This is a genomic window from Parendozoicomonas verongulae (assembly GCF_009711465.1).
Taxonomy (GTDB): Bacteria; Pseudomonadota; Gammaproteobacteria; order Pseudomonadales; family Endozoicomonadaceae; genus Sansalvadorimonas; species Sansalvadorimonas verongulae.
Genome location: NZ_SMME01000868.1, coordinates 1 through 18,503 on the forward strand (window position 1 = coordinate 1; position 18,503 = coordinate 18,503).

Here is an 18,503-nt window from a genome sequence, read left to right on the forward strand (position 1 = left end):
CGTGAAGTTACGGAAGCCTGACAAAAATGGTTCGGGGGCACATGAAGCCCCCCTCTACATCCTACGGCTAACAAGGGCTAAAGCCTCTTAGCGTACGATTTTTTCCTTTCTATGGCGTGACCCCAAATACTGCTGCACAAATATGCCTTTGGTGTTCCTGTTGCCCGCCAGTTGCAGGACTTTTGCCTGCGAGGACTTCCGCTGGCACAGGGCACGGTCACGGGTGGACTGAAAGTCATCAAACCTCTGTTTGAACCGGTTGTTGAAGCGATCCGGGAACGAGTTTCTCGTGCAAACCAATGGCATGCTGATGAAACCCGCTGGATGGTCTGGAGTGACGAAAAAGGAGCGGCAAAACACTGGCTGTGGGTCTTTCTGTCCAGTACGGCCGCTTACTACAGTGTGGATGACAACCGTTCAGCAAGTGTCCCCAAAGGTTTGTTATCTGAGAGTAATGGCGTGCTTGTCTGTGACCGCTATAGCGCCTACAAATGTCTGGCTCGTGAAAATCAGGATGTGTTTCTTGCCTTCTGTTGGAGCCATGTCCGCAGAGACTTTATCAATGCGGAACGAGGCACAGATGGGATCAAAACATGGAGTGCTACGTGGGTCAGACGGATAGGCAGACTGTACCATCTGAATCATCAACGACTGGGCTGTCTTAATGACAATGAGGAATTCTCAAAACACGACAATGCTCTGAAAGGCCATCTGAGCAACATGGCGAAATGGCGCGATGAAGAGCTGGCCCGGCCCAAGCTGAAGAAACAGTGTCAGAAGGTGCTCACCAGTCTTCAGAATCATTGGGAAGGCCTGTGTCTGTTTGCCGCATACCCAGAAGTACCGATGGATAATAATGCCGCTGAACAGTCGCTTCGTTCACCGGTTGTCGGGCGAAAAAACTTCTATGGTGCAGGCAGTGACTGGAGCGGAGAGCTTACGGCCTGGTTGTTCTCCGTGTTCATGACCCTGAATCTGTGGGACATCAACCCCTGGTTCTGGCTGAGTGAATACCTGCAGGCCTGTGCAAAGAATGATAGAGAAGCCCCCAATGACCTGGCCGACTGGCTCCCATGGCTAATGACGGATGAGCGTCTTGAATCATTGAGGAATCACAATCCTCCAAGTGGTGCAAAGCAACCTCCTCCAGATAATCAAGACACTAAATAATATACGCTAATGGCCAACAGCCGGTGGCGGGGGAGCTATGGGTTCACGGAATACTTACAATTTTTGTCAGGTGTTTATTTGTTCCTGTGTTGCTATAAGGACACCTCCCGTAATACGGTGAATCTGCTCCAGAATATACGTCACTGGCGCCCTGCCAAATCGAAGAACTATTGTGCAGGCAAATCCGCTTATCGTAACTCCAGCAAACACATCACTCGGATAATGTACTCCCAAAGCCATGCGTGAATAGCCAACCACCAGTGCCCAGATAAAAACGACAGCGGTTAATGGTTTTGTTCGATAGAGTGTTGCAACCATAAAAGCAGTAGCAAAAGCGACGGTTGTGTGTCCAGAAGGGAATGACAGTCGGCTGGCATCTGCCAATTGAGTGATTAAGTCCGGGTACGTCACAAACGGGCGTGCACGGTGCAGCCCATGTTTTACCAGCAGTGCGATGACTGCAGAGGCTCCTACGCCTACAAATAGAAGTGCAGCTTTGTACTGAAGAGCTCTGGAACGTTTTACCAGGGCCCGTAAACCAATAATCGCCATACACAATGCACTGGATAAATAGGCCGTGTTGGTGAAAAAGTGCAATGCGCCATCCAGAGCCGGCAGGCGCACAGTGTTCAAGATATGAAGAAGCTGAACATCAACATTTAACAGAGAATTAACGATGGCACTCATAAGCTGTTGTGTGGGCTGTTTGAAAAGGAAAAGCAGGTTAGGGGAGGTGGCTCAGCGGGACAATACGAATACCTCCTCTCAAATTCCTCTTGAGCACCTAAGCTTGTCACTGTGAGTTTCATCAAAAGAGGAAGGGTTGTGGCAACACGTATAGAGTGCGACAGCATGGGGGAGCTGGAAGTACCAGTGGATGCCCTCTACGGTGCACAAACCCAAAGGGCGGTGAATAACTTTCCGGTAAGTGGGCAACCTCTGCCGACTGCCTTTATTCGTTCGCTGCTCATAGTGAAAAAAGCCGCTGCTCTCGCTAACAGCAGGTTAGAGCAAATTTCCGAGGCACAGGGGCAGGCTATTGTTGAGGCCGTGGATTCACTACTGAACGCACCCGATTTCATGGTGCATTTTCCAGTGGATGTTTTTCAAACCGGCTCCGGCACCAGCTCCAATATGAATGCTAATGAAGTACTGGCAACACTGGCGAGCAAAACCACCAGTGAAACTATCAGCCCCAATGACCATGTGAATTATGGTCAGAGCAGTAACGATTCCATTCCCAGTACCATTCATATCAGCGCGGCTTTGGAGTTGCATCAGCGCTTGCTGCCAGCAATGGAGTATTTATCAACAGTGATAAAAACCAAAGCCGCCACCCTGAAAGGGTATGTAAAAACCGGACGCACTCATTTAATGGATGCCATGCCTGTTCGTCTCGAGCAGAGTTTGCTCAGTTGGGCCACGCAGATTGATCAGAACAGAGTCGCGCTGGAAGCCTTGCAGCCCACTCTGCAAAGCCTGGCCCAGGGGGGGACTGCAGTAGGCACCGGAGTTAACGCACATCCTGATTTTTCCACAGTGTTTTGTGAGGAGTTGAATACAGTTTCCGGTTTAACCTTCACCCCCGCCTCTAACCTGTTTACCCATATTGGCACGCAGGACATTGCTGTTTCTGTATCAGGCGCATTGAAAACCACAGCTGTTTCCCTGATGAAAATTGCCAACGACTTGCGCTGGATGAACTCAGGGCCACTGTCCGGGTTGGGAGAGATCGAACTGGAAGCTTTACAGCCTGGTTCTTCCATTATGCCAGGAAAGGTGAACCCGGTTATTCCTGAGGCAACAGCCATGGTAGCTGCCCAGGTGATTGGCAATGACACAACTATCACTATCGCGGGTCAGGCCGGTAACTTTGAGTTGAATGTGATGTTGCCGGTGGTAGCCCGTAACCTTTTGGAGAGCATTCACCTGCTTGCCAATATCTGCCCCTTACTGGCTGATAAGGCTATCCGTTCCTTCAAGGTGAATGAGGATAATCTGAAGCATGCTCTTGCCCGCAATCCTGTTCTTGTCACGGCACTCAACCCGATTATTGGTTATCTCAAAGCTGCAGAGATAGCTAAACAGGCTTATAAAGAGGGCAGGCCGGTGCTGGAGGTGGCACTGGAGAATACAGAGCTTTCCCGAGATCAGTTGGAGGCGCTTCTTGATCCTGCAAAGCTGACCCATTAATAACAGGTTTGTCAGGTTCTTATTGGCCGGCTTGGGAACGATAAGGGTTGTTAAAGTCTCTCTTCCATTAGCGGATGAAAATTGATGGAGTAAGAATGGACAGCCTGACATCGAGAACTTCGCCATCCCCTGGCGATCGCCCATCTTCAGTAGAGGGTACCGAAAAAGCCAAAGCAACGGCAAAAGTATCAGGAAAAAATAGCCCGGCACTGGTTGGTGCTATCGGGAAACAGGTTCCACCGGTATCGGAGCAGAGCAGCCCGTCGGCCACCTCAAAGCACATTGCTGCTGATGTGTCGTCGTCAGCCACAGCGCAGCCTCAGCAGCCAGAGCCGTTGAATATGCAGGTTTACATTCCCGGCATTTGCCATGACCGTGGGCTGGAGGCGATAGCCAGCGAGGTTTGTAAGCTTGAGAAACGGGCTAATGAAGTGAAGGACCCTGATCTTTTACCTTTGCTGCCCCTGGAAGAAAAGCAGCGCCAAATGACAGATGTTATGGCCATTTGGATCGAATCTTTCCAACTGATGCGAAAGTATTGTAAGTATCTGGACACATACCCTGACGAGCGGCAGTGGCTTGCGAAGCCCACACTGGAAACCCCTTCCCAGCAGCAATACCTGCACATGCACCTGGAAATTGCGATGGTGCTGGATCGCAGAGTGTCTCAACTTCCCCATAGTCACTTTTTTAACCAGTTTATTGTGGGTGCTTTTGTACTGCAGGGAACGGGTGCTCCTTTATCGGCCAACGCTGCCAGCCAAACGGATGTGGGGCAGGCCGTCCTGGGTAGTTCGCTGGAGGAATATTTGGGGTGTTTGTTGAGCTTATCTCACCTGACCCGATCAATATCTGCATCATTACCTAAAGAGGCTCGGGATAAGCGACAGGGGTATCACAATGAAAATATTGGTGTGACATTATCCTTCTTCGCTCAGTGTTTCAGCCACTTGAAACAGAGAGGAGGGTTGGAACGATTCAGGCCGGCACTTACCCAGCTCTTTTCAGAAGAGTGGTGTAAGAATCTGTTGGCTGAAGTGGATTACGACACACTCACAAACCTCCTGAAAAAAGACTCCGATGACAATATTGCCCAAAGGTGTGTGCATCTGTCTGCGCGACTGCAATTAATAGCAGAGTTTGAGCCATTGGAGCGGGCAATCCCTCTTTTGTACTGGATAAATAATAATCAGCAGCACTTTTCCGCCGATGGAAGAGAACAGATTACAGACGCTTGTTGCCGTATGATTGCCCGTTACATTGCTGAGGTACGAAGGCAACTTCATCCAGATCATGGTGTACCCGTTATAAAGGCCATTGTAAGGCTCTCAGAAGCAGCAGACTGGGGGGTAAAGCTGAATGGGGCTATCCAGTTACTGAAAAACAAACTGCCTGCTTATAAGAAAAAAACGACTGAAGACGTATTACGAAAGCCGAAGAAGCCACTTTTTCTGTCAGAGCCTGTGGAAGGACGTTATTGGAAACCGGAAGCCGCTCCCTACCCAACTCAACATCCGGATCCCTCATCAGTTATCGCCTGCCAGCGCAATGCGTTGAGTAGAACCAGAGAATGGCAGGTCACAAAGCACATAGACCAGGATAAAGCGCAGAGTTACGTCAAGAAACAGGATTTTTCCCAGCTTCAGGGTTTGAGCCAAAAGGCATGGGCGCTCTCAGCCCAGATCTGTCATCAGAGTAAAGGGAAGCGACAGCCAGCAGCTGAAACCATGGCACAGCTCTTTAAGGAAGGCGCACCGCATGCCGGAGCACGTAGAAAAAAGCCAAAATCAACCTGGCGCCAACAGGCCTTTGAGCTGAACTGCCAGTACCAAATGTATCTTGATGAAAACCCGGCAGAGCGCTGGGTTCTGCAGCTGGGCACTTACAGGCAATTTCAATATGTGCTGGAAATGCACAAACACCTTCAGGACTTTTGCCGTCACTACGCCTTTGGTGTGACAACTCAGCGAGACGAAATGACGAAAGCCTGTGTCCAGTATCAGCAGGCTTACTGTGTGGGTAAAGAAGAAAAAGCCAAAGCAGAGATGCTGCATATTATTGAGTCTCTGCTTGATGCCTATTTCTCTCAGGCTGTAGTCTCTTTCTACCTGGCGACTTCTCTGCGTAAAAAAGGGGAAGGCGTCGAAGTTAAAGAAGTTATGCCTTTACTGAGAGAGGTGAGCAAAAGCTGTCTGGAAGGCTTGAGTGAGGCCGTGAACCTACTGGAGGCAATCAAAGAGAACAAGCCCCGAAGCTCAGAAAAAACAGCGGATGGTGAGTCTTGTACTGCCCGCTGGAACAATCTGTGGACAAGTGTTATTGAAAAGGTGAAATCGACGCCTTTGTACAACTCCCGGGATATAGCCTTGCGCTATGAAATGCCTACATATGCAAGACAACCAGAGGCAGAGCTCGCCAAATGGCATAGAGTCAATGAAGGGCGGCTATTGACCGCATTTTTGCTTGAGCAGTGGTGTGAAGGTGAGCCTGAGAGGGTTTTAGAGCGATTAGATGAGGTTCGACCAGCATTCGACAGGGAAGATATAAGATCCCATGTTTTCAGTGTGTTTCGGGAGTGTATGCAGCTTTGTGTCAAAAGCGCGGTTGCTCTTAATAAAGAGGGCAGCAGTGAGGCTGTGCAGAGAAAAAGCGTGGCAACTCTGCAGGCGATTTCCCATTCCTTAAATTATGGCTGGTTAGGGAAGTACTGGTTTGTATGGACGAGTTTCAACGCCCGGCAACATGGGAAGGCTGTGACCAGAAGTAACAACCTGTATAGCCTGATTGGTAAGGAACTGCCTAAATTGCGGGAGGTAGAAGCGACTTTACAAGCCCAGGATGCCAAGGCTAAGGATGAGCAGGACACGGCTCATGCATTCGCTATTAAGGATATAGAAACCATGAGGCCTGCACCGCGCAAGATCAAGCAGCAGGCTGCGCCCTCTTTCACCCCCCGCACATCTGATGCCTGGAAGCCTGCAAACCCCAAATGCCCAGAGCCTGTGGAAGAGCTTTCACCCCTGGAAAAAGTCTTCAAACCTGTGGACGACATGGTGGCTGGTAATCCTAGAGCTGCAATGGAAAAGGTCAAGGCCCTGATCAAGAAGTACAGTGGCAGCAAGACTGGTGAGCAGGGGCATGAAGAGTATGTTCACCGGGGACAGCTCACCAAAGCTGATGCCGCTATTGTGTTACTGCGAAGGGCATTGCATCCCCTTTCTGGTATGAAAAAAGATTGTGTGGCTTATAGGGAAGCTCTGGAGCAGGCGATTGCTACACCGCCTCATCAATATCCGCCCCATGATCAGTATGAAAGGGTCATGAAACATATACATACCGCCTCATTGCTGCTGCCCAGCCTGGATGGACATCTGATGTCGTGTACAGAGGCTCTGCAAAAAGTGGCGGAGCTGCCACCGAATTTCAGCAAGGATATTGACTCCGGGGTTGTGCTCATGGTGCGCAAAGATTGTGGTGATATTAAAACAGAGGTGGACACGGTGATGGGAGTGGCTGCCAGTTTGAAACGTATTATTGAGTTACGTGGACAGCTGTTCGAACTTAACCCGCCAGCCAAGCCCCTGAGTGAAGAGGCCAAGGCGCAAGGCAAAGAGAATCGGGCGGCGATCAATAAAACCTCAAGTACGCTTACCAAGGTAGAAGGCAAGGTGACATCATTGCTGGGTGCTGTTAACCGAGTTGTTCAAGAGAATGCAGTATTGGAAGAGCTGTCTCATTTTGATGCGGAAGCTGGTTTATAATAATGTTCGCTACGTGGTTGCTCGCGCTCTATTCGCACAATAAAAGGTATAAGAATGCAGTTTCGACCCTGTATAGATCTGCACCATGGCAAGGTGAAACAGATTGTCGGCAGCTCCCTTACGGATGAAAATAACTCTGCTCAGGTGAACTTTGAGAGCGAACACTCTCCAGCGTACTTTGTACAGATGTACCGGCAGGACAGCCTGCGGGGCGGCCACATCATCAAGTTGGGGCCGGGTAATGAGATGGCTGCTCAGGAGGCTCTTGCCGGTTGGTCTGAAGGGCTGCAGATAGGTGGTGGAATCACGGCAGAGAACGCCATGGACCATCTTGATATGGGCGCTTCACACGTGATTGTGACTTCCTATGTATTCCGGGATGGTCGTATAAATTTCGCTAACCTGGAAAAGCTGGTGGCTGTCACCGGTAAAGAGCGTCTGGTGCTCGATCTCTCCTGCAAAGCCCATGACGGGCAGTATTTTATTGTTACCGACCGCTGGCAGACGTTTACCGATACCGTGATTTCTCAGGAGACGCTGAACCAGCTTGCCAGCTACTGTGATGAGTTTCTGGTGCATGCTGCCTCTGTGGAAGGTTTAATGGCCGGACCAGATCTGAAGCTGGTTCGATTGTTAGCAGACTCTTCGCCAATTCCGGTCACCTACGCTGGTGGCATTGCCACGCTTGAAGATGTTGAAGCTGTGCGCTCTGCCGGCTGTAGCCGTGTTCACATTACCATTGGCAGTGCCCTGGATATTTTTGGTGGCCCCCTTTCTTACAGGAGTGTTGTACAAGCCTGCCAGTAATTCTTCATTACTGTGATGAATCGAATACCGGACCTGTCAATTCAAGGTAGAATAAGTACCCACACCATTGATTTCATATATTCTGGCAGTGTCTTTTTCCGCTCGCCATCATTATGCGAAAACAATGGCCCGGGTACTTAAGTTCACTCAAGAATCTGATCTGGAATGAGAAATGGAAGATGTAATTGAACTTTTGCGGGAGCGTAATGAAGACGTCCCCGCACCTCTTGAGCTGCCAGACGACGATGATCTGGTGATTGTTCAGGAGCAAATTCTGATTCACCTGCCCGATGAGTACAAAATCTTTCTCAAGGAAGTGAGTGATGTGATCTGCGGCTCGCTGGAGCCTGCCACGGCTATTGATGAGCATTCCCACACTTACCTGCCAGAGGTAACAGCGCTGGCGTGGGATCTGGGCATGCCCCGGGAAATGATCGCGATTTGTGAGGTGCCAGACGGTTTTTACTGTATAGAGCAGGATGGAAATGTTCGTTTCTGGAATCGAGAGGATGAGGATATGACTGACGAAGAATGGCCTTCTATCTGGCACTGGGCCAGAGATGTATGGCTGGAAAGCTGATTTTTAAACGTCAGCTTTTACGAACCCTGTCGTATGTGGGAAATCGCAGCCCTGGCGGTTGTTTCGGGAAATCTTGAGTGTGCAAACATTGACCTTCCAGTTAGGGTAAGAGTTATCTTGATCTCATAATCTTGTAGGATGTTGTGATTATGAGCACTTTAAATGACTCATTTCTGACTTTGTCTCTGCCCGGTATATCCTGTGCAGGGTGCGTTGGAAAAATCGAAAAAGCCCTTAACGCTGTAGTCGGAGTATCCTCTTGTGCGGTCAATCTTGCAGAGAAAACCGCCCGAGTATACGGAACAGCAGAGTCTGATGCTGTACTGGCGGCTGTTGCCGGTATCGGTTTTGACGTCTCTCTGGTAGAAAGCGAGGCGGAAAACACACGCAAACAGGAACTGAGAGACAAACAGGAACTGGTACGGCGAAAGAAACACACTCTCTTAGCCCTCGGCCTCAGTGTTCCGCTGATGGCCTACGAGATGACTGGCGGCGATATGACCGTAAGCCCGGGCATCAGCCAGATGTACTGGGGGCTGGTGGGCCTTCTGACGCTAGCAGTGCTGGTGATCAGCGGTGGCCACTTCTTCCGTGGTTTCTGGGTATCCCTGAAAAACAGCAGTGCTTCTATGGATTCTCTGGTGGCACTGGGAACCGGCGCCGCATGGCTCTTCTCCATGGTCGTTGTGCTTATCCCCGAAGCTTTGCCAGAAGCGGCTCGCCATGTGTACTTTGAAGCCTCTGCGATGATTATCGGTCTGATTAACTTTGGCCAGATGCTTGAGCTGCGAGCTAAAGGAAAAACCAGTAATACTATTAAACGTCTTCTTAACCTGCAGGCTCCGGTTGCACGACTGGTGACTGCTGAGGGTGAAAAGGATGTACCGGTTGAGACGATAAAGGTTGGCGATATCATCCGCATCCGCCCGGGCGACAGTATTCCCGTTGATGCTGTAGTGACCGGTGGCGAAACGCTGATGGATGAATCCATGCTCACCGGCGAGCCTGTTCGGGTTCAAAAGGTTGTCGGTGACACAATCAGTGCCGGTACCTTAAACGGCAATGGTTCTATTCTGGCCAAAGCGGAAAAGGTGGGAAGTGATACTGCGCTGGCAAAGATTATTGCTCTGGTTAAGCAGGCGCAAAACTCCAAAATGCCTATCGCACAACTGGCAGACAAAGTTGCTTCCATCTTTGTTCCAACAGTGATTGTGATTGCACTGCTGGCCGCTGCGGTGTGGTTTACCGTTGGCCCCGCACCTGCGCTGACTCACTCTCTTGTTGTGCTGGTGACAGTGCTGATTATCGCCTGCCCCTGTGCGCTGGGTCTGGCTACGCCCATGTCTGTCATAGTGGGTGTCGGCAAGGCTGCCGAGCTGGGTATGCTGGTGCGTAAAGGTGAAGCGCTGCAAACGGCAAGCACTCTGACCACTGTTGTTCTGGATAAAACCGGCACTATCACCGAAGGCCGGCCCACCGTGACCACTGTTGAGACGACTGATGGCTTTGATAGTAAGCGCGTACTTACGCTGGCTGCGGCTGTAGAAGCCGGTTCTGGCCACCCTCTGGCAGAATCTGTGGTTAATGCTGCACAAAATCAGGCACTGGTTCTGCCTGCCGTTGCAGACTTTTCTTCTATCACCGGCATGGGGGTTCAGGGCACTGTGGAAGGGCAGCAGATCCTTCTTGGTAATGAACGACTGATGTCATCCCATCAGGTTGAGCTTTCTTCTTTGGCCACTAAAGCTTCCGAACTGGAAACGGAAGGACAGACTGTCGTTTATCTGGCTGTAGATAACATACTTGCCGGCCTGCTGGCGATTACTGATTCTGTACGGGAAGACTCTGCCGACGCCATTGACCGACTGCATAAGCTCGGCCTGAAAGTAGTCATGCTCACCGGTGATACCCCAAAAACTGCCAAACTGGTGGCTGAGAAAACTGGTATCGATACTTTCCATGCCCAGGTGCTGCCGGAAGATAAAGAGCGTTATGTGCGTGAGTTGCAGGAAAAAGGTGAAATTGTTGGTATGACCGGTGATGGCATTAACGATGCGCCTGCACTGGCCCGTGCCAATGTTGGTCTGGCGATTGGCGCAGGTGCTGATGTGGCCATTGAAACGGCAGATATCACCTTGATGCGCTCGTCCCTCCACGGTTTGGCCGATGCGGTTGAGCTGTCCAAGGCGACTTTGAAAAATATCCGCCAGAACCTGTTTGGTGCGTTCCTGTACAACTCGCTGGGTATTCCTGTGGCGGCAGGTGTGCTGTATCCGTTTATCGGTATGTTGTTGAATCCGATGGTGGCGGGCGCTGCGATGGCACTGTCGTCTGTGACCGTGGTAACCAACGCGAACCGACTGCGCTTTTTCAAGCCAGAAGGAGGACGTCGTTCATGAATATTTCCAAAGCGGCAGAAACCACCGGGCTTACGGCGAAAACGATTCGTTATTACGAAAGCATTGGGCTGATGAGCCCTGCCTATCGCAAAGCAAACGGTTACCGGGATTATGATGATCAGCATATACGGCAGCTGAATTTTCTCCGCCATGCCCGTGAGTTGGGCTTCTCTCTGGATCAGTGTGGTGAGCTGCTGGGGCTCTACCAGAAGAGTGACCGTCGCAGTGCCGATGTCAAAGCCATGGCCCTGGCCCGTATTGATGATATCGAGCAGAAGATTACTCAGTTGCAAACTATGCGGGATAGTCTGAAAGAGCTGGCGTCATGCTGCCATGGCAATGATCAGCCGGATTGCCCGATTCTGGATAATCTGGCGAGGGATGCTTAAGTCTGACTTGAAACAGTTGACTTGCGCCCTCATTGATTTAGGGTGCAAGTTCAATTTCTCGTAGACTTGAGGAGTTCTGACGAAATCCCATGATGAAACGACTTTTTCCGGTATTGGCTGTTATGCTGGCCTTTACCATGACTCTTGCCCCGAACGATGCTTACGCCAAACGGTTTGGCGGTGGTAAGTCTTTCGGCAAGAGTTTCCGTACAGCGCCTTCCCAGAATAGTCTGTTTAAAGCGCCGCCTGCGAAAAACACATCGCAGCAAACAGGTTTTAATAATGCCAGCACATCCAACCCGCAAAGTGCCATGAAGAGCCAGAACCCATCCCGTAAAAGAGGTTTTCTTGGCGGCATGATGGGTGGTCTGCTGGGTGGTATGCTGATGGGCGGTTTGATAGGCTCGATGCTGGGCGGTGGTCCGTTCCACGGTATCCAGTTTATGGATATCCTGATTTTTGCGGGCCTGGCTTTCCTGCTGTTTAAACTGTTCCGGATGATGAATCGTCCCAGGGCCTCGGCCATGAATGGTGGGTATCAGAGTCAGCAATCGCCCTGGCAGGGCGGTCAGCAGCTATCCCAGCAAAGCAATCCATTCCAGAGCAATATGTCCCAGAGCAATCTGTCCCAGAGTTCCAGCTGGGCGGATGATGTGAGCTTCCGTAACGACAGTAGCTCATCCAGGGATGCTGATTTTGGCAGTTTTGAACCAGCATCACCTGGGGCCAGCCATCAAAGCAATGGGTTTGGAGCCTCGGAGAACGATGTACCGTTTAACCTGCCTGCAGATTTCGATCTGAACGGTTTCCTTAATCGCTCCCGTAACCATTACCGTGCGATTCAAGAGGCCTGGAACAGTGGCGATCTGGAGACTATTCGGGATTATGTTTCCCCCGACCTGTTCGACCACCTGAAACGTGAACGCGCAACCCTGACTGGCGACCAGCATACAGAAGTCATGTATGTGGATGCGGAGCTGGTGCGTGCTGATCATCTGATGGGTAAGACTGAACTGAGTCTGAAATTCAGCGGCCGTTACCGTGACAATGTGGAGCGGGTTGAAGAGAAGATTACCGACATCTGGCATTTGGAACAGGCCCGTGAGGGGGCGCCATGGCTGATTGTTGGGATTGAATATTCCGAGTAAATCCTCAAGCGCTATACAATCAAAAGCCCCGCTGCAGAAAGAATTGCATCGGGGCTTTTGAAAGCCCCATCAGCATGGTGCTCGCGGTACCGCTTGGAGCAGTGTTTTACCGGCCGGTTAGCTTAACGGCGGCTTTTCGATTTTCGTGGTGTTCTTTGCGACTTTTGTGAACCGGCACGACGGCCGGGTAAAGGGCGGCTGGAGGCTGTGCTGGCACCTTTAGGAACTCGCTTAAGCAGATCAGCCGGAGCTGGAATGGTTTTCCACTCACCGGGAGCCAGATTGTCAACTGTCCAGGGGCCAATGGCATAGCGTACCAGCCGCAAGGTGGGGAAGCCGATGGCTGCTGTCATCCGGCGAACCTGTCGGTTACGGCCTTCTGAGATTTTAATCTCCAGCCAACAGTCTGGAATGCTGGCTCTCTCTCGAATCGGGGGATTACGAGGCCAGATATCAGGGGCATTCATTCGGCGTACCCTGGCTGGGCGGGTCGGGCCATCCTTCAAGGTTATGCCCTTGCGCAGCTGTTCGAGATCACCCTCCTGTGGCAGTCCCTCTACCTGAACCCAGTAGGTTTTTTCCATTTTGTGCCTGGGGTCGGAGATTTTATTCTGAACGGTGCCGTTATTAGTGAGCAGGAGCAGCCCTTCACTGTCTCTGTCCAGGCGCCCGGACGCGTACACGCCCGGGCGCTTGATATAATCAGCCAGCGTTGCCCGACCTTCTTTATCTGTAAACTGACAAAGCACCATGAATGGTTTGTTAAAAAGAAGTATTTCCGGGCTGTCTGACATGAGAATCTGGGTGTTGCAGGAAAAGAGCGGTGATTATACGTGGCTCATTGCAAAACACCTATTCCGCCGTTAGGGTCTGTTGAGGTTTTATGATCGAATCTTATGACTTCTATGTGTGATGTAACGCCAGGCCAAGTGTCCACTGAGCCGCTTGTGGAAAAAGAAACCCTCGAAATTTTGTATCAGGACGAGTATCTGGTAGTGGTGAATAAACCATCAGGGCTTTTGGTGCATCGCTCCATGATTGATCGCTATGAAACCCGTTTTGCCATGCAAATTGTACGGGATCAGATGGGTCAGCATGTTTTCCCGGTGCATCGGCTGGATAAACCCACCTCTGGCGTTCTGGTGTTTGCACTCAGCAGCGAGATAGCCCGTAAGTTGGGGGAGCAATTTCAGGACACGGGCGTTGAGAAAACCTATCTGGCAGTCGTACGAGGAGTGCCCCCTGAAGGTGGTTTAATTGATCACGCCCTGAAAGAAAAGCACGATAAAATAACGGATAAAAAAGCCAGAAAAGATAAGCCTGCCCAAGAGGCAGTATCAGAGTATCGTCGTCTGGCCACAGTGGAGCTGCCGGTTCAGATCGATCGTTATCCCCAAAGTCGTTACTCTCTGGTGGAGGTGAAGCCTAAAACCGGCCGCAAGCATCAGGTTCGACGACATATGAAGCATATCGCCCATCCGATTATCGGTGATGCAAAACATGGAAAAGGGAACCACAATCGCTATTTTGCCAAGCACCTGAATGCTGGGCGCTTGCTGCTGGCCTGCACAAGTATGAGTTTTCAGCATCCGGTAACAGGTGAGAGCTTGCATATAACCGCACCACTGGACTCAGTGTTTAGTGAATTGATGGTACAATTTGGCTGGTCTGATTTTCTGGTTTAGCTTATGGTTGGCTTTCTTTTACTAGTTCAAAACAATCAACGTGTGCTCAACATCGTAGATCAAACCATTCAGAAAGTAGGTGGTTTGAGACGTAAACGAGCAGGCAATAAACACGCAGCTTGCCCAAACCGTCAGCCAAAATGTTTTACGGAATGAAGGCTTTGCTGTTTTATGGTTAAACAGCAATTGGGCCAGCACCGCACCGGGCCAGCCTCCGAACAGGGAAAAGAGATGCAGTATTTTTTCGCTGATGCGCCACTTGCCTCGCAAGGCAGCGTACTTGTCTTTGGCATATAGCAAAATCGAGATAATACTGTTGATGCAGATTACATACAGAATCTCGATGGGATATTGGTTTGTGCAAACCGAATAACAGATAAAGGCGAAAAAACAAAAAGCCATAACAACACTGAATAGCAGAGAGGTTCGGCTTTTGGGCTGGAGAGTTTTCCTTGCAGTCATATCGCACCTCCTTTGCTGAATCGTCCGGATTTAATCAGATGTGCGCATTTAAAGCATATCGGTAACATTTCAGTGAAGCGATAGGGCTAACTACTCGTTTATTTGCGCCATGCATGGGTGTAGAAAAACAATTGCGTGGCTACCTCTAGGTTTTATAGGCCTTTGCTTCTATGATTGCGGGCAATTGATCCAGTTTGTGAGAAAACTCATGAAAATGCTGAACCGTTCAGCTTTGCGCCTGCGTGCTCGTCCTGCGTTTTTGGAATGGTGTGCCAGCGTGGCACCGGACGATGCCGAAGAACTTTCAGCACTGAAAGTCCAGTTGGAGCAAACGGGTACCGTTTATTTGATTGATGAAGTGGAATCCGAGCAGGACTTTATCAATGCGGTTGTGAATAGTGCCGTGAATATTCTCACTAATGAGTTATCAACCTGGTGCGCAGATACCGCTTTATGGCCCCAGAATCTGACCCTCGAACTGCTGGAAAACTGGTTCACTATTGATACCGAGCTGATGTGTTTTGATCTTTCCGCTCAACCACTGCTGGTGGCCGACCCGGAAGCACTGGGTGGCGATGGTGAGATCATAGAAGATTTTTAAAGCCGGTTAAGGTTTCTCTCTCTGTCCAGCTCCCAGCAACCGTGGTCTGTGGCCAGGGTTACGGTGCCTGAGAAAACAGATTGTGCCTCCTGTCGCAGTTCTTCCACACCAAATTGGCCAGGGCGCGGCTTTTTCTGGTAGCGGTTGCTGAAGTGGGTGAGAATCACATGTTTTACACCGGCCTTCTCGGCTGCATGACCCACTTGTTCTGGCGTGCTGTGCATCCACTGGCCGCCCACCTTTTCCCGTACAGGTGTGGAAAAGGTGGCTTCATGAACCAGTAAGTCGGCTTTGGAGAGTACATCGTGCAGAAGTTCGGGGGTATCGTTGTCACCGCCAATAACAGCAAAGCGCCCTTTGCTGGGTGGCTCTCTGACATCATTCGATGAAATCATTCGTCCGTCGTTGAGAGTGACAGATTCTCCCTGTTGCAGTTTGCCCCATAAAGGGCCTCTGGGCACATTGAGTTGCTTGAGCTTGTCTTGACTGAGTTGCCTTTGCTCCGAGTGCTCATCAAAACCATAGGCAAAGCAGGGGACACGGTGGGAGAGTGGGTGCGAGGTGACAGTAAAGTCGTGGGTTGTGTGGGAGAAATTCTCACTGTCGGAGCGGTAAAATACCAGCTCAAAAGGAAGCTGGGTGACTGCTGCACAGGAAAGGGCGTGGCGAACAAAACTTTCTACACCTTCCGGCGCACAAATTACCAGAGACTCGGTGCGACCCTGCATACTGGCGCTGGTTATTAAACCGGGCAGGCCAAACATATGATCCCCATGAACGTGGGTGATAAAAATAGCTTGAAGGTTTTTCAGGGTGTAACGGCTGGATAAAAGCTGGTGTTGCGTCCCTTCTCCGCAGTCAATCAGGCACCACTCCCGGCTATCATCTTTGGCAAGAATCAGAGCTGTGACATTTCTGTCCTTTGAAGGCAGGCCCGCAGCTGTGCCGAGAAAGGTAAGACGCATATATAACCTCGCTTAAAACAGGCCATTCATTAAGGTATGCCTGTCGGTGCCCCTCCGATACTATCGCAAAAGCTTTAATGCAAATCCAATATCCCTTAGATAAGTCAGTCGGAATCATCAGAGGGGGCTGCAGATAACAAACTCAGCTGTTCATCACTCTTTGGGGTCGATATGTCATGATTTGATGTTGCCAAATCGTACAGAAAACGGTCAATAAAGTTATCATTGAACCCTTCTGTGGCTGTCTTGAGGGGCAGCGTATGTTGCTTGGGCATGTCTGGCGTAGAGAGGGAATTCAGCTCCGGAGGCGTGCTGACAGGTGGGGCCCGATGCTTGCCTTTAGCCTGAGCACTTATTGCTGGCGTCTGTTCCATCATCGTGGGCAGAGGGTTGCTTGACGGACGTAGTGACTTTTGGGCTGACTCGCGACGGATAAAGGCCGCAACCAATTCTCCTCTCATGAGCAGATTAACTGGTGGACTTACGGAATCAAATGCTTCTCCATTAGCTAATCTGCGCAGCTTTCCATTTGCAAGTAAACAAAAATCTTGCCTCTCGAAGAGTGAGGCATGGTAGAAGTGAGGTTCAGGAGTTTGACCCGCCCCACTAAAATGTCCTTTATCCAGACCTGACTGCACAGCGGTCTCATAACATTTGAGAGCTTTATCATAACGCTTGAGAGCTTCGATTGTGAACAATATCACATCGGGTTGGGATAACTCTTTTTTTGGGGTGGGCCGTTCTATAAACAGAGTTTTTTTCTCGAACTCGGTCATGTCTTCCAGACCGTAGGACAGTCCTTGATTTTTCAGCTTTTTTATCTCTTTTTCAAAGTCAAAAATCGCCGGTATGTATCTTGGGGTGACGAGCTCACGAAGTATATCGATCTGTTCAAACTCCCCCTTCCTTCTTTTAGAAGAAGTAAAGCGCTGTCGTGCCGCCCTTGCAGGTGTCAATTTAGTGGGTTTCTTTTGTTTTGGGGGCGTTTTCTTTACTCCTCTGAGAGGTCTTGTCGCAGGAGAAGCCTGTGAGTCACCGCTGCCACAACTTTCATCCGACTGGGTTGACGATACTAAATTCTCTTGAGGGCTCTGGAGCGACAGTGTTCTTCCACCTAACCCCGTTGGTTGCTTTTGATCACTGGTGCCGGAAGCACTGATAGAGTCGGCTTGATTATGGCTGGAGCCGGTGCCTTTGATGGGTAAAGACATGATTGTAGCCCTCACAAAATGAATATGGCTATAAATATGTACGGGATACTGACCGGCGACTATTAGACATTAGTAGAAGGTTGGAAGCCTTTGTCTTGACAGGTGAGCGGCCACAATACGGAGACTGAGATTGTGAAGCGGTGTTCTAACCGGTACCATTTCCCGATTGATGGTATGTTTACCTATTAATTTTCTATTCCACCATGCAGATGCGGAGTGAGTACATGATATCTGGCAGTTTAGTGGCTCTGGTGACCCCGATGCTGCCCAACGGTGAGCTGGACTGGCAGCGCTTGCACGACCTGATCGAGTTTCATATTGAAAAGGGAACCGATGGGATTGTGGCCGTAGGGACAACCGGTGAATCGGCAACTGTAACCATTGAAGAGCACTGTCAGATACTCAAACGGGTAGTTGATCAGGTGAATGGCCGTGTTCCGGTGATAGCTGGCAGCGGTGGTAATGCGACTCAGGAAGCCGTTCACCTCACTGCAGAAGCCAAGGCTATTGGCGCTGATGCCTGCCTGCTGGTTACGCCTTATTACAATAAGCCGACCCAGGAAGGCCTGTATCGTCACTTTGCCACCATCGCGGAGGCTGTGGCGATTCCTCAGATTCTCTATAATGTTCCCGGTCGTACCTCTGTAGATATGCTTAACAGCACAGTTGATCGCCTGGCAGGCTTTGACAATATTATTGCGATCAAAGATGCCACAGGTGATCTTGCCCGGGGTAAGGAATTGATTGAAATGTGCAGCAATCGCATTGATATTCTCTCTGGTGATGATGCCACTGCAGCAGAGCTGATTTTGATGGGCGGCAAAGGCGATATCTCGGTAACCGCTAATGTCGCGCCAGCTGAAATGCACAAGCTCTGTGCACTCGCCATGGCGGGCAAGGCGGAAGAAGCACGAGCATTGAATGACAGACTCATGCCGCTACACAAAAAACTGTTTATAGAATCCAACCCTATTCCTGTGAAGTTCGCCCTGCAGGAAATGGGATTGATTGACAGCGGCATTCGTTTGCCTCTGACGCCTCTGGATACGTCTCATCACGCGATTGTGTGTGATGCTCTGGCTGCCTGCGGGCTGGCTGTTACGGAATCAGTGGGATAATAAAGGGAGAGTGC

Annotated in this window: 16 protein-coding genes; 11 read left to right on the forward strand and 5 right to left on the reverse strand. The window is 50.3% G+C overall.

Going from position 1 to position 18,503, the window contains the following annotated elements; all coding sequences use genetic code 11:
- Nucleotides 1–132: 132 nt before the first annotated feature.
- The gene (tnpC, locus tag E1189_RS19500) at nt 133–1,170 is read left to right on the forward strand and encodes an IS66 family transposase (protein WP_268921667.1); all 1,038 of its coding nucleotides are present in this window, start codon (nt 133–135) and stop codon (nt 1,168–1,170) included.
- Between the two features lie 66 nt (nt 1,171–1,236).
- On the opposite strand, the gene E1189_RS19505 is transcribed toward tnpC, so the two are convergent.
- Nucleotides 1,237–1,857, reverse strand: a complete 621-nt coding sequence (locus E1189_RS19505) for a phosphatase PAP2 family protein (RefSeq protein ID WP_155162674.1) — start codon at nt 1,855–1,857, stop codon at nt 1,237–1,239.
- A gap of 138 nt (nt 1,858–1,995) precedes the next feature.
- Between E1189_RS19505 and E1189_RS19510 the strand changes: the two genes are divergently transcribed.
- The 7 genes from E1189_RS19510 (at nt 1,996) to E1189_RS19540 (ending at nt 12,447) form a co-directional block, all read left to right on the forward strand.
- Nucleotides 1,996–3,363 (forward strand): class II fumarate hydratase, encoded by a 1,368-nt coding sequence (locus E1189_RS19510; protein ID WP_329602131.1) that lies wholly within the window; start codon nt 1,996–1,998, stop codon nt 3,361–3,363.
- A 95-nt stretch (nt 3,364–3,458) separates the two neighbouring features.
- A complete protein-coding gene (locus E1189_RS19515) occupies nt 3,459–7,124 on the forward strand; it encodes a hypothetical protein (RefSeq protein ID WP_155162676.1) in 3,666 nt (1,221 codons plus the stop codon).
- A gap of 54 nt (nt 7,125–7,178) precedes the next feature.
- The gene (gene hisA / locus E1189_RS19520; protein ID WP_155162678.1) at nt 7,179–7,931 is read left to right on the forward strand and encodes a phosphoribosylformimino-5-aminoimidazole carboxamide ribotide isomerase; all 753 of its coding nucleotides are present in this window, start codon (nt 7,179–7,181) and stop codon (nt 7,929–7,931) included.
- Nucleotides 7,932–8,103: 172 nt separating this feature from the next.
- Nucleotides 8,104–8,511 (forward strand): SMI1/KNR4 family protein, encoded by a 408-nt coding sequence (locus E1189_RS19525; RefSeq protein ID WP_155162679.1) that lies wholly within the window; start codon nt 8,104–8,106, stop codon nt 8,509–8,511.
- Nucleotides 8,512–8,660: 149 nt separating this feature from the next.
- Entirely contained in the window at nt 8,661–10,910 is a 2,250-nt protein-coding gene (locus E1189_RS19530) for a heavy metal translocating P-type ATPase (protein WP_155162682.1), read from the forward strand.
- Nucleotides 10,907–11,299 carry a Cu(I)-responsive transcriptional regulator gene (gene cueR, locus E1189_RS19535; RefSeq protein WP_155162684.1) on the forward strand — a complete coding sequence of 131 codons (393 nt, stop codon included), beginning with the start codon at nt 10,907–10,909 and terminating at the stop codon, nt 11,297–11,299. The genes E1189_RS19530 and cueR overlap by 4 nt, the downstream gene beginning before the upstream one ends.
- 89 nt (nt 11,300–11,388) lie before the next feature.
- The gene (locus E1189_RS19540; protein ID WP_230460541.1) at nt 11,389–12,447 is read left to right on the forward strand and encodes a Tim44 domain-containing protein; all 1,059 of its coding nucleotides are present in this window, start codon (nt 11,389–11,391) and stop codon (nt 12,445–12,447) included.
- A gap of 122 nt (nt 12,448–12,569) precedes the next feature.
- Here the strand turns inward: E1189_RS19540 and E1189_RS19545 are convergent, their stop codons facing one another.
- On the reverse strand, nt 12,570–13,241 hold the full coding sequence (locus E1189_RS19545; protein WP_155162687.1) for a pseudouridine synthase: 672 nt from the start codon (nt 13,239–13,241) through the stop codon (nt 12,570–12,572).
- Between the two features lie 153 nt (nt 13,242–13,394).
- On the opposite strand from E1189_RS19545, the gene truC reads away from it, so the two are divergent.
- Nucleotides 13,395–14,132 carry a tRNA pseudouridine(65) synthase TruC gene (gene truC / locus E1189_RS19550; protein ID WP_329602132.1) on the forward strand — a complete coding sequence of 246 codons (738 nt, stop codon included), beginning with the start codon at nt 13,395–13,397 and terminating at the stop codon, nt 14,130–14,132.
- A gap of 21 nt (nt 14,133–14,153) precedes the next feature.
- On the opposite strand, the gene E1189_RS19555 is transcribed toward truC, so the two are convergent.
- Nucleotides 14,154–14,594: a DUF1294 domain-containing protein gene (locus E1189_RS19555; RefSeq protein ID WP_155162689.1), complete on the reverse strand. Its 441-nt coding sequence runs from the start codon at nt 14,592–14,594 to the stop codon at nt 14,154–14,156.
- Between the two features lie 208 nt (nt 14,595–14,802).
- Here E1189_RS19555 and E1189_RS19560 point away from each other — a divergent pair, with 208 nt between their 5' ends.
- Nucleotides 14,803–15,195, forward strand: a complete 393-nt coding sequence (locus E1189_RS19560; RefSeq protein WP_155162691.1) for a hypothetical protein — start codon at nt 14,803–14,805, stop codon at nt 15,193–15,195.
- Here the strand turns inward: E1189_RS19560 and E1189_RS19565 are convergent.
- Entirely contained in the window at nt 15,192–16,160 is a 969-nt protein-coding gene (locus E1189_RS19565; RefSeq protein WP_155162693.1) for a ribonuclease Z, read from the reverse strand. The two genes, E1189_RS19560 and E1189_RS19565, sit on opposite strands and share 4 nt — an antisense overlap.
- Nucleotides 16,161–16,264: 104 nt before the next feature.
- Nucleotides 16,265–17,371, reverse strand: a complete 1,107-nt coding sequence (locus E1189_RS19570; RefSeq protein ID WP_155162694.1) for a hypothetical protein — start codon at nt 17,369–17,371, stop codon at nt 16,265–16,267.
- Between the two features lie 224 nt (nt 17,372–17,595).
- Between E1189_RS19570 and dapA the strand changes: the two genes are divergently transcribed.
- A complete protein-coding gene (dapA, locus tag E1189_RS19575) occupies nt 17,596–18,489 on the forward strand; it encodes a 4-hydroxy-tetrahydrodipicolinate synthase (RefSeq protein WP_155162696.1) in 894 nt (297 codons plus the stop codon).
- Nucleotides 18,490–18,503: the final 14 nt, after the last annotated feature.

What these genes read in the sequence shown, in the direction of transcription:
- E1189_RS19505 (WP_155162674.1), bottom strand. Translation starts at nt 1,857, where the DNA reads ATGAGTGCCATCGTTAATTCTCTGTTAAATGTTGATGTTCAGCTTCTT.
- E1189_RS19515 (WP_155162676.1), top strand. Translation starts at nt 3,459, where the DNA reads ATGGACAGCCTGACATCGAGAACTTCGCCATCCCCTGGCGATCGCCCA.
- hisA (WP_155162678.1), top strand. Translation starts at nt 7,179, where the DNA reads ATGCAGTTTCGACCCTGTATAGATCTGCACCATGGCAAGGTGAAACAG.
- E1189_RS19525 (WP_155162679.1), top strand. Translation starts at nt 8,104, where the DNA reads ATGGAAGATGTAATTGAACTTTTGCGGGAGCGTAATGAAGACGTCCCC.
- E1189_RS19530 (WP_155162682.1), top strand. Translation starts at nt 8,661, where the DNA reads ATGAGCACTTTAAATGACTCATTTCTGACTTTGTCTCTGCCCGGTATA.
- cueR (WP_155162684.1), top strand. Translation starts at nt 10,907, where the DNA reads ATGAATATTTCCAAAGCGGCAGAAACCACCGGGCTTACGGCGAAAACG.
- E1189_RS19540 (WP_230460541.1), top strand. Translation starts at nt 11,389, where the DNA reads ATGATGAAACGACTTTTTCCGGTATTGGCTGTTATGCTGGCCTTTACC.
- E1189_RS19545 (WP_155162687.1), bottom strand. Translation starts at nt 13,241, where the DNA reads ATGTCAGACAGCCCGGAAATACTTCTTTTTAACAAACCATTCATGGTG.
- E1189_RS19555 (WP_155162689.1), bottom strand. Translation starts at nt 14,594, where the DNA reads ATGACTGCAAGGAAAACTCTCCAGCCCAAAAGCCGAACCTCTCTGCTA.
- E1189_RS19560 (WP_155162691.1), top strand. Translation starts at nt 14,803, where the DNA reads ATGAAAATGCTGAACCGTTCAGCTTTGCGCCTGCGTGCTCGTCCTGCG.
- E1189_RS19565 (WP_155162693.1), bottom strand. Translation starts at nt 16,160, where the DNA reads ATGCGTCTTACCTTTCTCGGCACAGCTGCGGGCCTGCCTTCAAAGGAC.
- E1189_RS19570 (WP_155162694.1), bottom strand. Translation starts at nt 17,371, where the DNA reads ATGTCTTTACCCATCAAAGGCACCGGCTCCAGCCATAATCAAGCCGAC.
- dapA (WP_155162696.1), top strand. Translation starts at nt 17,596, where the DNA reads ATGATATCTGGCAGTTTAGTGGCTCTGGTGACCCCGATGCTGCCCAAC.